The organism is Caulobacter sp. 10L414, assembly GCF_056395525.1.
The window spans coordinates 15,624-28,715 of the sequence record NZ_JBFTJR010000023.1 but is presented as its reverse complement, the minus strand read 5'-3'; the positions used below and the strand labels follow the sequence as shown (position 1 = coordinate 28,715).

Genomic DNA, 13,092 nt, shown 5'->3' with positions numbered 1-13,092 from the left:
TGCGCCCGCATCGACGTGGTGTAGAAGCCTTGGTTCGGCGCGGGGGCGCGCAAGGTTGCTTCGAGGGTGAGAGAGTCCGTGCTTCGCAAAATCTCGGGACGTTCGGCCGTTTCCATCGTGGCCGTGCTCGCCGCTCTGTCGGTGACCGCCTGCGCGGGCAAGCCCAAGAAGCCGACGCTTGTCTATGAAGAGCGTCCGGTCGAGCTGCTGTATTCCACCGGCGCCAATCGCCTGGACCGCGGCAACTGGAACGAGGCCGTCGACTACTTCCGTGAAGTCGAGCGCCAGCACCCGTATTCGGAATGGTCGCGCCGCTCGATCCTGATGACCGGCTACGCCCACTACCAGGGCAACCAGTACGCCGACGCCATCGGAGACGCCGACCGGTTCATCTCGCTCTATCCGGGCAACCCGTCGGCCTCGTACGCCTACTATCTCAAGGCCATCTGCTATTTCGAGCAGATCGTCGACGTGTACCGCGACCAGGCCGCCACCGAGCAGGCGCTCGCCGCGCTGCGCGACGTCGTCCAGCGCTATCCCAACAGCGAGTACGCCCAGGACGCCCGCCTGAAGATCGACATGGTCAACGACCAGCTGGCCGGCAAGGAGCTGGCCATCGGTCGCTGGTACCTGCGCGACGGCAAGACCCTGTCGGCCATCGGCCGCTTCAAGACCGTCGTCGACCGTCACCAGACCACTTCGCACACGCCCGAGGCGCTGTATCGCCTGGTCGAGGCCTATCTGACGCTGGGCCTGACCGAGGAAGCCAAGCGCAACGGCGCGGTGCTGGGCTACAACTTCCCGGGCGATCGCTGGTACGCCGACGCCTACAAGCTGCTGAACGACGCGGGCCTGAAGCCGGCCGTCGAGCCGCTGAAGGCGGGCAACAAGCGCAACCTGCTCGATCGCACCTTCAACAAGGACAAGGGCGGCGCGCTGGCGCCTCCCGGCGAGAAGAAGAAAAAGGGCGGCCTGATGGGCGTCCTGGGGATGTAGGTCCCGGAGATCCAAGCAAAGACGGGCCGTTGCAAAACGGCCCGTTTTTCTTTTGTTCTCAATCGGCTGCGGCTTCCCCTTTGAAAAAGCCCGATTCCCGGTGATCCTTCCGGCCATGCTGATCGGTCTCTCCATCCGCGACGTGGTGCTCATCGAGAGCCTCGACCTGGCCATCGGGCCGGGCCTGACCGCGCTCACCGGCGAGACCGGGGCGGGCAAGTCGATCATTCTCGACGCCTTGGGCCTGGCCACCGGCGCCCGCGCCGATGCGGGCCTGGTGCGTCGCGGGGTGGCCGGCCACGCCAGCGCCACGGCCATCTTCGCCCTGGCGCCCGACCATCCGGCCTTCGCCTATCTCGACGACAAGGGCCTGGACTACGCGCGTGACGAGGACCTCGTCCTGCGTCGCCAGCTGTCGCCCGACGGCCGCAGCCGGGCCTTCGTCAACGACCAGGCCACCAGCGTCGGCGTGCTCAAGGACCTCGGCGGCCTGCTGCTCGAGGTGCATGGCCAGCATGAGACGGTCGGCCTGCTTGATCCGCGCACCCACCGCACGCTGCTGGACGCCTACGGCCAGGTCAGCGTCGGGGCCGTCGCTCAAGGCTGGAGCGGCTGGCGCGCCGCCCGCGAGAAGGCGGCCGAGTTGAAGGCGCTGTCCGATCGCGCCGCCGCCGAGACCGAGGAACTGACCCTGCGTCTGTCCGAGCTCGACCGGCTCGACCCGCGCGAGGGCGAGGAGGCGGCCCTGGCCGAGGAACGGGCGCTGCTCGGCTCGGCCGAGAAGGCCCTGGCCGACATCGCCTCGGCCCAGGACGCCCTGGGCGGCGACAACCTGTCGGGCAAGCTGGCCCAGGCCTTCCGCGCGCTGGAACGGGCCCGCGACCGCGCCGCCAACGCCGGCGCGCCCGCCGACGGACCGGCCATGACCCGCCTGGCCGCCGCCTGCGAGGCCGTCGATCGCGCCCTCGTCGAGGCCCAGGAGGCCAGCGCCGCCATCGACATGGCCGCCGAAAGCTTCGAGTTCGAGCCCGATCGCCTGGAGAAGGCCGAGGAGCGCCTGTTCGCCCTGCGCGGCATGGCCCGCAAGCTGAACGTGCTGGTCGAGGACCTGCCGGCCGTCCGCGCCGACTTCGCCGCGCGCCTGCAGGCCGTCGAGACCTCGGCCGAGGCCCTGGTTGCCGCGGAGGCCGACGCCGCCGAGGCCCGCGAGGCCTATCTCTATGCCGCCCAGGCCCTGTCGGCCGAGCGCCGCGCCGCCGGCGACCGCCTGGCCAAGGCCGTCGAGGCCGAGCTTGGCCCGTTGAAGCTGGAAAAGGCCCGCTTCCGCGTCGCGCTGGAACCGTTGGGCGAAGACAAGGCCGGCCCGTCCGGGCTCGACCGGATCGCCTTCGAGATCTCGACCAATCCCGGCGCGCCGTTCGGCCCGATGGAGGCCATCGCCTCGGGCGGCGAACTGGCCCGCTTCGCCCTGGCGCTGAAGGCGGCGCTGGCGGGGAAGGGCGGCGGTCCCCAGCCGCTGATGATCTTCGACGAGGTCGACCAGGGCGTCGGCGGGGCCGTGGCCGACGCTGTCGGCCTGCGGCTGAAGCGCCTGGCGTCCAACGCCCAGGTGCTGGTCGTGACCCACTCGGCCCAGGTCGCCGCGCGCGGCGACGCCCACTGGCGCATCGCCAAGTCCGGCGACGACACCTCGACCCGCACAAGGGTCGAACCCCTGTCGCCGGCCGAGCGCGAGGAAGAGATCGCGCGCATGCTGTCGGGCGCGGAGGTCACCGAGGCCGCGCGCGCGGCCGCGCGGGCGTTGATCGGCTAGATTCCTTCTCCCGCCTGTTTCTCACCCCTCCCATAGGGAGAGGGAGGGGCCCGCGCCGATAGGCGTGGGAGGGTGAGGGGTTACACCGTTGACGGTCCCCTCCGGAAACGTCTTGCGAAACGCTGCTGCTACGGCCCGTGCGAAAGGGGCAGGGGTTCCTAACCCCTCACCCTCCCATGCTTCGCATGGGCCCCTCCCTCTCCCTATGGGAGAGGGGGCAACTCACAGATCCAGGTCGTCGGCCGCGAAGGCCGCGTTGTCCTGGATGAACTTGAAGCGCAGTTCCGGCTTGCGGCCCATCAGGGTCTCGACCAGGTCCTCGACGCTCTCCTCGTGGCGCGGCAGGGTCACGCGCGCCAGGGTGCGGACCGCCGGGTCCATGGTGGTTTCCTTCAGCTGCGAGGCCATCATCTCGCCCAGGCCCTTGAAGCGGCCGATCTCGGGCTTCTTGCCCTTGAACATCGTGGCCAGCAGCTCGTCCTTGTGGGCGTCGTCGCGCGCGTACTCGGTCTTGCCGCCGTGGCTCAGGCGATAGAGCGGCGGCAGGGCCAGATACAGGCGCCCCGCGCGGATCAGGTCCGGCATGGTGCGGTAGAAGAAGGTGATCAGCAGCGAGGCGATGTGGGCGCCGTCGACGTCGGCGTCGGTCATGATGATGATCCGCTCGTAGCGCAGATCCTCTTCACGGTACTTGTTTCCGCCCTGGGCTCCCAGGGCCAGCATCAGGTCCGACAGCTCCTTGTTGGCCGTGAACTTCTCGCCCGAGGCCGAGGCCACGTTCAGGATCTTGYCGCGCAGGGGCAGGATCGCCTGGTTCTTGCGGTTGCGGGCCTGCTTGGCCGAGCCGCCGGCCGAGTCGCCTTCGACGATGAACAGTTCAGCGCCGTCGACCGCGCCGCCGGCGCAGTCGGCCAGCTTGCCCGGCAGGCGCAGCTTGCGGGTCGCGCTGGCGCGGCTGACTTCCTTGTCCTTGCGGCGCTTGAGGCGCTCTTCGGCGCGCTCGATGACGAACTCCAGCAGCGCCTGGGCGGCCTTGGGGCTGCCGGTCAGCCAGTGGTCGAACGGGTCGCGCAGGGCGTTCTCGACGAAGCGCTGGGCCTCGGTCGTCGACAGCTTTTCCTTGGTCTGGCCCTGGAACTCGGGGTTCTTGATGAACACCGAGATCAGCGCGCCGGCCTGGGCCACCACGTCGTCGGCGGTGATGATCGTGCCGCGCTTCTCGCCCTTGAGGTCGGCATAGGCCTTCAGGCCCCGGGTCAGGGCGGCGCGGAAGCCGCTTTCGTGCGTGCCGCCTTCCGGGGTCGGCACGGTGTTGCAGTACGACTGCATGAAGCCGTCGTGCTCGCCGAAGCCCCGCGGGGTCCAGGTGACGGCCCATTCGACCGCGCCGGCCTCGCCCTCGCGCTCGATGCGGCCGGCGAAGCTGGTCGGGGTGACGGTCTCCAGGCCCTTGGTGCGCTCGGCCAGGAAGTCGGCCAGGCCGTTGGGGAAGTGGAACACCGCCTCGGCGGGCGTCTGGTCGTGGATGCGCTCCTGGGCGCAGGACCATTTGATCTGCACGCCGCGGAACAGATAGGCCTTCGAGCGGGCCATGCGGTACAGGCGCGCCGGCTTGAAGGCGCAGCCTTCGCCGAAGATCTGGTCGTCGGGCTTGAACCGCACCATGGTGCCGCGCTTGCGGCTGGGCTGGATCTTCTCGACCGGGCCCAGGGGCTTGCCGCGGGCGAAGCTCTGGCGGTGCTCGAAGCCGTCGCGCCAGACGGTCACCTCGACCAGTTCCGACAGGGCGTTGACGACGCTGGCGCCCACGCCGTGCAGGCCGCCCGAGGTCTCGTAGGCCTTGCCGCTGAACTTACCGCCCGCGTGCAGGACGGTCATGATCACTTCCAGCGCGCTCTTGCCCGGATGCTTGGGGTGCGGGTCCACGGGCATGCCGCGGCCGTCGTCCTTGACCGACAGGTAGCCGTCGGCGTCGAGCTTGACCTCGATCGACTTGGCGAAGCCGGCGACGGCTTCGTCCATCGAGTTGTCGAGCACTTCGGCGAACAGGTGGTGCAGGGCCCGCTCGTCGGTGCCGCCGATGTACATGCCCGGACGCATGCGCACGGGCTCCAGACCTTCCAGAACCTCGATCGAGCTGGCGTCATAGCCGCCCGACGACGGGGCGGGCGCGGCCTCGACCTTGCCGGGCGGCGGGGGAGGCGGCGGCTGCGGCTTGGGCTCGGGATGCGGTTCGCGGGCGGGCAGGGGCGGGGCGCTCGGCGGCGCCAGGGCGTCGTCGTCGAACAGCGAGAACAGCGAGTTGGGGTCTTTGGAAGACATCGGATGATTTTGCGGCGATTCGGGTGTCTCGCCCCGTATGACCCGAGCTCGCCCCCAAGGAAAGCGCTGCTTGTGGATCAGGCTGCAGCTTCAGTGTGTATGCACGAATGTGACAATCTACACGTGTATTTTCGTTGATATCGCTCGGGGTTGAGCGGATGCTCCTCTCCACCGGCCCGAGCGGCGGCCGGTCCATCGGAAGAGGGAGACGCGTCATGACGACGACGACCGTGCAGGCGACGACGGCCGTGTTCACCACCACCGACTGCGGCGACACCAGCGGAACGGCCAACGGCCTGCTGCCGGTCGGCTCGTCCGTCGCGATCAACGGCAGCACCGACCTCAGCTCGTGCATCATCGGCAACAGCGAAGGCAAGGTCTACGGCATCCAGCTGGTGCCCAACGCCGGCATCTACAGCTACCAGGTGCAGGTCGACGCCCAGGGCCCGTCGGGCATGTTCTCGGGCAGCATCAACCTGGCCTTCACCGACCAGACCGGCGACACCTACAAGCTGGCCATCACCGCCAGCCGTCGCGAGCAGCACACGGTGTCCTACAACAGCGACCGGCCCTCGATCGTGAAGATCACCTGGGCGACCTGACCTCGACAGGCGGTCCTCCGACAGGCCCCGCCGGCGTATCCGTCGCGCGGGGCCGTTCGCCCTTCCGGGGCGAGGTCGACAAGGCTAGGCTCCACCGGCGCGACGCTCGGCGGCTGGCCGGCGATCGGCGCATGTTTCCAGCGTTTTTCCGGATTTCGACAGACGCGCCCGCGAGGCCGTCCGAAAGGGAGGATGTGATGCGTGCGATCCTCGCGCCGGCGATCTGCGCCGGCCTGCTGGCGCTGTCCGCGCCCGGCCTGGCCCTGGCCGACACCGGCTATGCGGCCGCCTGGCGGCCTGGCGGCGGGGCCCAGTGGTGGCGCTCGGGCATGAGCCTCGACCAGTTCAAGGCCCAGGACAAAACCCACTTCAACAACGGCCTGCGCATCCATTCGCTGTCGGTCAGGGACGGGCGGTTCGCGGCGGTCTGGCGGCCGGGGACGGGAACCCAGTGGTGGCGTTCGGGCATGACGCTCGACGAGCTGAAGGCCCAGGACACCACCTATTTCAACCAGGGCCTTCGCCTTACCGCTCTTGAGCTGGACGGCGGCCGGTTCACCGCGGTCTGGCGGCCGGGCGCGGGCGCCCAGTGGTGGCGCACCGGCATGACGGTCGACCAGATGAAGGCCCAGGACCAGACGCACTTCGACAACGGCCTGCGCATTACCCTGCTGGAGGTCGACGGCGGGCGCTACACCGCSGTCTGGCGGCCGGGGTCCGGGGCTCAATGGTGGCGCTCGGGCATGACCGGCGCCCAGGCCGAGGCGCAGGACCAGACCTATTTCAACCAGGGCCTGCGGCTGGCGGCGCTGTCGGTCGACGGCGACGCCTACGCCGCCGTCTGGCGTCCCGGCGCGGGAACCCAGTGGTGGAGCCACCGCCGCTGCACGGTCGATTTCAAGACCGAGGACGCGGCCTATTTCAGCCGCGGCCTGCGCATGGAGTTCATCGAGCAGCAGGCCGACGCCGTCGGCGCCTACCGCTATCCCTGGAAGGCGGGCGACACCCGCAATGTCGGCCAGGGCAACAACAACGCCGGCGGGTCGCACAACGGCAGCCAGGCCTTCGCCTTCGACTTCTCGATGCCGGTCGGAACCCAGATCCGCGCGGTGCGCGGCGGCACGGTCGAGTGGCTGCAGGAAAGCCAGAGCACGACCTACAACCCCAACGCCCCGACCACGCCCAGCAACACGCCGTTCCCGGGCGGCAGCCTGCAGAACTGGGGCAACGCCGTGCGCATCCGCCATCCGGGCGGCTTCACCAGCTGGTACTTCCACATCCAGCAGAACGGCGTGCTGGTGAATGTCGGCGACGTCGTCCAGCGCGGCCAGCCGATCGCCACCTCGGGCAATACGGGGCGTACCTCTGGACCGCACCTGCACTTCCAGGTGCAGGCGGATTCCGCCAACTGGGGCCAGTCGGTGGCCATCAGCTTCAACGACTGCCAGGTCCCGACGGGCGGCGACAGCGTGACGTCCAACAACGTCTGGCCATAGGCGCCGCGGTCTCCCGCGTCCTTCGACAGGCTCAGGATGAGGTTTTCTACTTCCCGAGCCTGTCAATGATCCTCGTCCTGAGCTTGTCGAAGGACGAGGATCACGCACCGAGTTTGAATGCCCGCCTCAAGCCGCCTTGGCCGCCATGCGGGCCAGGGCGCGGCGCTCGATGCTGGCGGCGAACAGCGGCGTCTCGCGGCTGTTGTGGTCGCCGCCGTCCCGCTGACGGGCGTCGGCGGCGTCCGCGAACGGCATGCAGTGCTTGTCGATGAAGTCGAGGAAGGCCTGCGTCGGGTGGGCGACCACGCTGTTGGTGTACTCGCAGGTCGCCTCGTCGATCTTCCTGGCGCTCAGCGTCCAGATCACCTGCACGCGCGTGCGGCCGTTCGGGGTGAAGGCGTCCGAGGTCGACACCATCTTGCACAGGGTCGGGGTGGCGATCTCGGCCACGTAGTGCTGCACCATCAGGGTCTGGCCGATCATCTCGACATTGATCGACATGCGCCGGCCGTCGTCGGTGAAGGTGGCCCCGGCCGAGATGTGGTCGGGCGCGCAGCAGCGCTGGTATTCGGCCTCGGGCAGGCTGAACAGCCACTCGGCGATGTCGATCGTCTCGATCGGCGCGTTGATGACCGCCGTATAGGCCGAGGCCGACAGTTGCTTGTCCGTGATGATGATGTCCGACATTGCCGTCTCCAGTCGTGGAAAGCTTGCCCGAGGCTCCGGATGAGCCCGCCGGGCGACGCGATGACTGTCGGCGCGGAGACGTCGCGGCGGTATCCATCCATGGGTTTGCCGCGCGAAGGCATGGGGAGGGGGCGGCTAGACCTTGGTCTAGAAGGGGCGAGGCGCTCAGTCCTTTGTCCGCGCGGCCTTCAGGCGTTCCACCCGCGCGAAAGAGCGCTCGTCGCGGCCGAAGACCGTCGCCTTGACCGGGCGGCCCCTGGCCTCGGCCTCCTCGACCGTACGCAGCAGCTTGCCGACGCCTGGTCGGCCGCGCTCGCAGCAGATACAGAAGCAAGGCGGTGCGCCATTGGACCCGGGGCGGTGGCGCCAGCCCACGACCTGCGGCGGAACCTTCACCCGCAGGATTTCCGAGGGCAGGATTCGGCGCGAGAGCAGCACTTCGAAGCCCTCGGGAGAGCTGGGCAGGCGCTTGCCGGCCTTCACGGCCCTCGACCGGTCGTCGGCCGCGCGGGCCGTGGTCGGATCGACGGTTTCCGCCGCCAGCATGATCGCCACGGCCTGGGCGGCCGTCACCCGCTGCCGGGGGCTGCCGTAGTGGCCGATCTCGACGGCTTCGTCGTCGGGGACGCGGAAGTAGACGGCGATCATCGTGCCGCCCGCCCCGCCGCGCAGTTCGCGCAGCCATTGGTGCGAGATCTGGAAGTTGCGGGTCACCGGCATGGCGTAGACCTGTCTGGTCAGCTTTCCGGGCGCTATGCCGCCGCGCCGAATGGCGGCGACGTTGTCGTGGCGGGTCAGGTGAACAAAAACCGGCACGGTTCAGGCCAGTTCGCGCCGCATGGCGTAGTTGTGGATCGGCACGCCCCGCACCTCGAACTCCCGCCGCCTGGTCACGGTGAAGCCATGGCGCTCGAACACCGGCCGGGCCAGCTCGCTGGCTTCGACGTAGAGGGCGGCTAGGCCGTGCTCGACAGCGTGTCGGATCACCGTCTCCAGAAGGCGCGAAGCGACGCCTTGGCCGACGAAGTCTGGGTGGCAATAGAGGTGGTCGACATGGCCGTCGGCCTCAAGGTCGACATAGGCCACGGCCTGATCGCCGGCGTCGGCGGCGACAAAGGTCGTGCGGCCGTCGGCGGCGCGGTTCATGACGTCGATCGGGTCGAGCGGCCGCGGCGCCCAGGCGGCCACCTGGGCCGGCGAGTAGCCACGCGGCCCCAGGGCGCGGACGGCGTCGTAGTAGAGCCGGGCCATGCTGTGCGCATCGTCGGCCCGGTAGGGGCGGATGACGATGGTGGCGGCTTCCATCTCTTCCCTCGAAAAGCGACGGCCCGCCTCCGGTGGGAGGCGGGCCGTCTGGTCGTCCTAGCGGTAGGCCGGGGGCAGGCCGTTGTCGCCCGCCGCGTAGCGGTCGCGCAGCTGGCTCTGGCGGCTGTCGGCCGGCTGCTCGACGCCGCCGACGAAGACCTTGTCGGCCCAGGTCGTGGTTTCCAGCGGATCGCCGGTCCAGAGCACCAGGTCGGCGGTCTTGCCGACGTCCAGCGAGCCGATCTGGTCGGCCATGCCCCAGATCCTGGCCGGCGTCAGGGTGATCGCCGCCAGGGCCGCCGGGTAGGGCAGGCCGTTGGCGACGGCCAGGCCTGCGTTCAGGCGCTCCTGGCGCAGGTTGTTGAAGTCCCGCGCGCCGTTGATCGCCACGGTGACGCCGGCCGCGTTCAGGCGGGCGGCGTTGTCGAGGCGCGAGCCCAGGGTCTCGAAGCTGTCGGGCAGGTCGGCCTGGGTGTCGACGATCACCGGCACGCCGGCCTTGGCGATCTCGCCGGCCAACAGCCAGCCTTCCTCGGCGCCTTCCAGCACGATCTTGATCTTCTCCTCGGCCGCCAGCTTGAGGGCCAGGCGGATGTCGGAGGCGCGGTGGGCGCGGATCAGCAGCGGGGTCTTGCCCTGCACGACCGGAACCAGGGCCTCGAGGTCGAGGCGCGAGAGGCCGTAGTCGCGCGTGGCGCCCTGTTCGAAGGCGGCGCGGTTCCTGGCGAACGCGCGGGCGTCCTGCAGGGCCGACTTGACCAGCACGATCGCCGCGCCGCGCGAGCCGCCGGCCGCGCGGGCCCCGGCTTCGCCCAGCGACAGGGTCACGGCGGTCTTCGACTTGGAGACGATGTCGGCTTCGCCGGCCTTGAGGCGCACGAACGCCGCCTGGCCGCCGAACAGCGGGGGATCGCCGCCGCCGTCCTTGCCGGCGGTCATCTCCTCGACCACGCCGTCGTCGGCGTGCTCGTGGGATCCGCCGCCGACGCCCGACAGCACCGGGGTCACGGCCGAGCTGGTGACGCCGCCGTCGCGGGCCAGGCCGATCATCGGCGAGGCCGGATTGACGCTGTAGGCGATGTCGAAGCCGGCCGACAGCGAGCTGCCGGTGCCGTCGTCACGCGTCTCCCGCACGCCGCCGATCTCAGAGGCGCTGATGTTCGACGACGGGGCGACCAGGCCCGGGGTCACGACCCCGCCCTTGGCGTCGATCGTCGTCACGCCGGCCGGCACGGCGACATTGGCGCCGAGGGCGGCGATCTTGCCGTTCTGCACCAGGATGGTTCCCGACGGGATCGCCGCGCTCGACACCGGTTCGATGCGGGCGTTGACGATGGCGAAGGTCTGGGCGCTGGCCGAGCCGGCCGTGACGGCGCACAGGGCGGCGCCGGCGAAGAGGATGGACCGGATCATCAGTTGAACGCTCCCTGGCCGGGCTGGCCGAGCTCGAAGTCGGACTTGGGCTGATAGCGCTTGTCGTTGCGGTCGTAGGTCAGGGCGCCGTCGATATAGACCTGCTCGGCCTGGGCGTAGACGCTGAACGGGTCGCGGTTCCAGACCACGATGTCGCCGGCCTTGCCCACTTCCAGGCTGCCGGTCTTGTCGGCGATGCCCATGGCCTTGGCCGGATTGGCCGTGATCCACTTGATGGCCTCGGCGCGGGTGATGCCGTAGCCGATCTTGTTGCCCGCGGTCATGGCGATCGCGGCCTCCTGGTTGAGGCGCTGGGTCATGATCGGGTCGTCGGAGTGGATGACGACGCAGGCGCCGGCCTTCCAGACCATGGCGGCGTTGGAGTCGACGCCGTCCAGGCTTTCCATCTTGAAGCCGGTCCACGAGGCCCAGGTGGCCGAGCAGATGCCTTCCTTGGCCAGCAAGGGGGCGACCTTGTAGCTCTCCACCGCGTGGTGGAACATGGTGATCTTGTAGCCGAACTCCTTAGCCACATCGATCATCACGGCCATCTCGTCGCCGCGGTAGCAGTGGTTCTGGACCAGGATCTCACCCTTGAGCACGCCGGCCAGGGTTTCCAGCTGCAGGTCGCGCTTGGGGGCGTCGGCCTTCTCGCCCTTTTCCTTCTTGGCGCGGTAGTCGTCCCACTTGCGGGCGTAGTCGGCCGCGTCGATCCAGGCCTTGCGATAGCCGAAGACGTTGCCCATCGCCGTCGAGGGCGTGCGGCCCTTGCCGCCATAGACGCGCTTGGGGTTTTCGCCGCAGGCCATCTTCAGGCCGTAGGGCGCGCCGGGGAACTTCATGCCCTGCATGGTGGTCGAGGGCACGTTCTTCAGCGTCACCGAGCGGCCGCCGAACAGGTTGGCGCTGCCGGGGAGGATCTGCAGGGTGGTGACCCCGCCGGCGCGGGCGCGGTTGAAGCCCGGATCCTGCGGCCACACCGAGTGCTCGGCCCAGACCTGGGCGGTGTTGGGGTCGGTGGCCTCGTTGCCGTCCGACTTGGCCGAAACGCCGGGCGAGGGATAGACGCCCAGGTGGCTATGGGAGTCGATGATGCCGGGCGTGATCCACTTGCCCTTGGCGTCGATGGTCGTGACGCCGGCCGGGATGGCGGTCTCGGGGCCGCCGACGGCGATGATCTTGCCGTCCTGCACGACGACCACGCCGTTCTCGATCTGCTGGCCGGCTGCCGTCAGCACCGTGGCGCCGACGAAGGCCGTCGGGCGCGAGGGCAGGGCGACATAGGTCGACGGGAAGCCCGACGAGGCCTGCCCGTCCAGCCCCTTGGGCAGCGGCTTGGCTTCGGCCTTTTCGGCCGGCTTGGCCGACGTCTCAGGCTTGGCCGTCGTTCCGGTCGTGGCGCAGGCCGAAAGCCCCAGCGCGAGCAGACTGACGGCCGCGGCCGTCGTACCCCATCGTGTCATCAATTTTCCCCGACTCTCGAAGAGGCCGCGAGGACAGACCAATTCAGACCCCTGATCAAGCAGCGCGGCGCCCCATTTTTCCCGGATCGTGGCGTTTGTCTGTCGCGCGTGCTTCGTGCGAGGATCGCGACCTGCGGTCGAATCCGCTTGGGAGGAACACGATGCGCCTGCGTCCCTGGCTCGGCCTGGCGGCCGCTCTCCTGATCAGCGCCTGCGCGGGGCAGCCTGCCGGCCCCTCCACGGGGGCGCCGCCCCCGATGTCGCGCGCCCCGGTCGCCGAAGGCGGCATGTGCGGCGGGATCGCCGGCTTCCAGTGCGGCGAGGGCCTGTCCTGCGTCATGCCGGTCGGGGCCTGCAAGACCGTCGCCGACGCTTCGGGGATCTGCCGCAAGCGTCCGCAGGTCTGCACCATGGACTACCGCCCCGTCTGCGGCTGCGACGGCAAGACCTACGGCAACGCCTGCAGCGCGGCCGGCCAGGGCGTCAGCGTCGCCCACGAGGGCGAGTGCAAGGCCTCCTGACGCAAATGGACCGCAGGCAGGCCATGATCGGCGGCGCGGCGGCGGCTTTGGCCCCATCGCTCGCTGCTGCTGCTGGAGACAAGACGATGTACGGACTGATCGGCCAGATGAAGGCCGCCCCCGGCAAGCGCGACGACCTCGTGGCGATCCTGAAGGAGGGCACGGGCGCCATGCCCGGCTGCCTGTCCTACATCCTGGCGCTTGACCCGACCGACGCCGACGCGATCTGGATCACCGAGGTCTGGACCGACAAGGAAAGCCACGCCGCCTCGCTGAAATTGCCTTCGGTGCAGGCGGCCATCGCCAAGGCCCGCCCGATCATCGCCGGCTTCGGCCATCGGTTCGAGACGACGCCGGTGGGCGGGGTGGGGCTGTAGGTCTGCGGCGGGAACGGTCGTATTCTGCGGCTTGTCGCGATCGGCCTTCCGGCGCGTGTCGTTTTGCTGCTAGGCGGGGCGATGATGCCTAGGTCCG

At 69.5% G+C, this 13,092-nt stretch carries 12 protein-coding genes; 6 read left to right on the top strand and 6 right to left on the bottom strand.

What is annotated here, in order from left to right; all coding sequences use genetic code 11:
- Nucleotides 1-66 precede the first annotated feature (66 nt).
- Together AC1DCG_RS11235 and recN are read left to right on the top strand one after the other, a co-directional pair.
- Nucleotides 67-996: an outer membrane protein assembly factor BamD gene (locus AC1DCG_RS11235; RefSeq protein ID WP_165255971.1), complete on the top strand. Its 930-nt coding sequence runs from the start codon at nt 67-69 to the stop codon at nt 994-996.
- A gap of 115 nt (nt 997-1,111) precedes the next feature.
- The gene (gene recN, locus AC1DCG_RS11230) at nt 1,112-2,809 is read left to right on the top strand and encodes a DNA repair protein RecN (RefSeq protein WP_477029211.1); all 1,698 of its coding nucleotides are present in this window, start codon (nt 1,112-1,114) and stop codon (nt 2,807-2,809) included.
- A 222-nt stretch (nt 2,810-3,031) separates the two neighbouring features.
- Here the strand turns inward: recN and parE are convergent, their stop codons facing one another.
- Nucleotides 3,032-5,131 carry a DNA topoisomerase IV subunit B gene (parE, locus tag AC1DCG_RS11225; RefSeq protein ID WP_477041487.1) on the bottom strand — a complete coding sequence of 700 codons (2,100 nt, stop codon included), beginning with the start codon at nt 5,129-5,131 and terminating at the stop codon, nt 3,032-3,034.
- Between the two features lie 215 nt (nt 5,132-5,346).
- Between parE and AC1DCG_RS11220 the strand changes: the two genes are divergently transcribed.
- Both AC1DCG_RS11220 and AC1DCG_RS11215 read left to right on the top strand, forming a co-directional pair.
- The gene (locus AC1DCG_RS11220) at nt 5,347-5,733 is read left to right on the top strand and encodes a hypothetical protein (RefSeq protein ID WP_165255967.1); all 387 of its coding nucleotides are present in this window, start codon (nt 5,347-5,349) and stop codon (nt 5,731-5,733) included.
- 197 nt (nt 5,734-5,930) lie between these two features.
- Nucleotides 5,931-7,229, top strand: a complete 1,299-nt coding sequence (locus AC1DCG_RS11215) for a M23 family metallopeptidase (RefSeq protein ID WP_477036701.1) — start codon at nt 5,931-5,933, stop codon at nt 7,227-7,229.
- Between the two features lie 126 nt (nt 7,230-7,355).
- On the opposite strand, the gene AC1DCG_RS11210 is transcribed toward AC1DCG_RS11215, so the two are convergent.
- From AC1DCG_RS11210 to AC1DCG_RS11190, 5 genes are all read right to left on the bottom strand, one after another.
- Nucleotides 7,356-7,916: a hypothetical protein gene (locus AC1DCG_RS11210; RefSeq protein WP_477029129.1), complete on the bottom strand. Its 561-nt coding sequence runs from the start codon at nt 7,914-7,916 to the stop codon at nt 7,356-7,358.
- 165 nt (nt 7,917-8,081) lie between these two features.
- Nucleotides 8,082-8,732 carry a hypothetical protein gene (locus tag AC1DCG_RS11205; protein ID WP_477029128.1) on the bottom strand — a complete coding sequence of 217 codons (651 nt, stop codon included), beginning with the start codon at nt 8,730-8,732 and terminating at the stop codon, nt 8,082-8,084.
- 3 nt (nt 8,733-8,735) lie between these two features.
- Nucleotides 8,736-9,221, bottom strand: a complete 486-nt coding sequence (locus AC1DCG_RS11200; protein ID WP_477029127.1) for a GNAT family N-acetyltransferase — start codon at nt 9,219-9,221, stop codon at nt 8,736-8,738.
- 57 nt (nt 9,222-9,278) lie between these two features.
- Nucleotides 9,279-10,634 (bottom strand): amidohydrolase family protein, encoded by a 1,356-nt coding sequence (locus tag AC1DCG_RS11195; RefSeq protein WP_477029126.1) that lies wholly within the window; start codon nt 10,632-10,634, stop codon nt 9,279-9,281.
- The gene (locus AC1DCG_RS11190) at nt 10,634-12,097 is read right to left on the bottom strand and encodes an amidohydrolase (RefSeq protein ID WP_477036700.1); all 1,464 of its coding nucleotides are present in this window, start codon (nt 12,095-12,097) and stop codon (nt 10,634-10,636) included. Before AC1DCG_RS11190 ends, AC1DCG_RS11195 begins: the two co-directional genes overlap by 1 nt.
- Nucleotides 12,098-12,258: 161 nt before the next feature.
- On the opposite strand from AC1DCG_RS11190, the gene AC1DCG_RS11185 reads away from it, so the two are divergent.
- Together AC1DCG_RS11185 and AC1DCG_RS11180 are read left to right on the top strand one after the other, a co-directional pair.
- Nucleotides 12,259-12,618: a Kazal-type serine protease inhibitor family protein gene (locus tag AC1DCG_RS11185; RefSeq protein WP_165255947.1), complete on the top strand. Its 360-nt coding sequence runs from the start codon at nt 12,259-12,261 to the stop codon at nt 12,616-12,618.
- 86 nt (nt 12,619-12,704) lie between these two features.
- Nucleotides 12,705-12,995: a putative quinol monooxygenase gene (locus AC1DCG_RS11180; RefSeq protein ID WP_205691476.1), complete on the top strand. Its 291-nt coding sequence runs from the start codon at nt 12,705-12,707 to the stop codon at nt 12,993-12,995.
- Nucleotides 12,996-13,092: the final 97 nt, after the last annotated feature.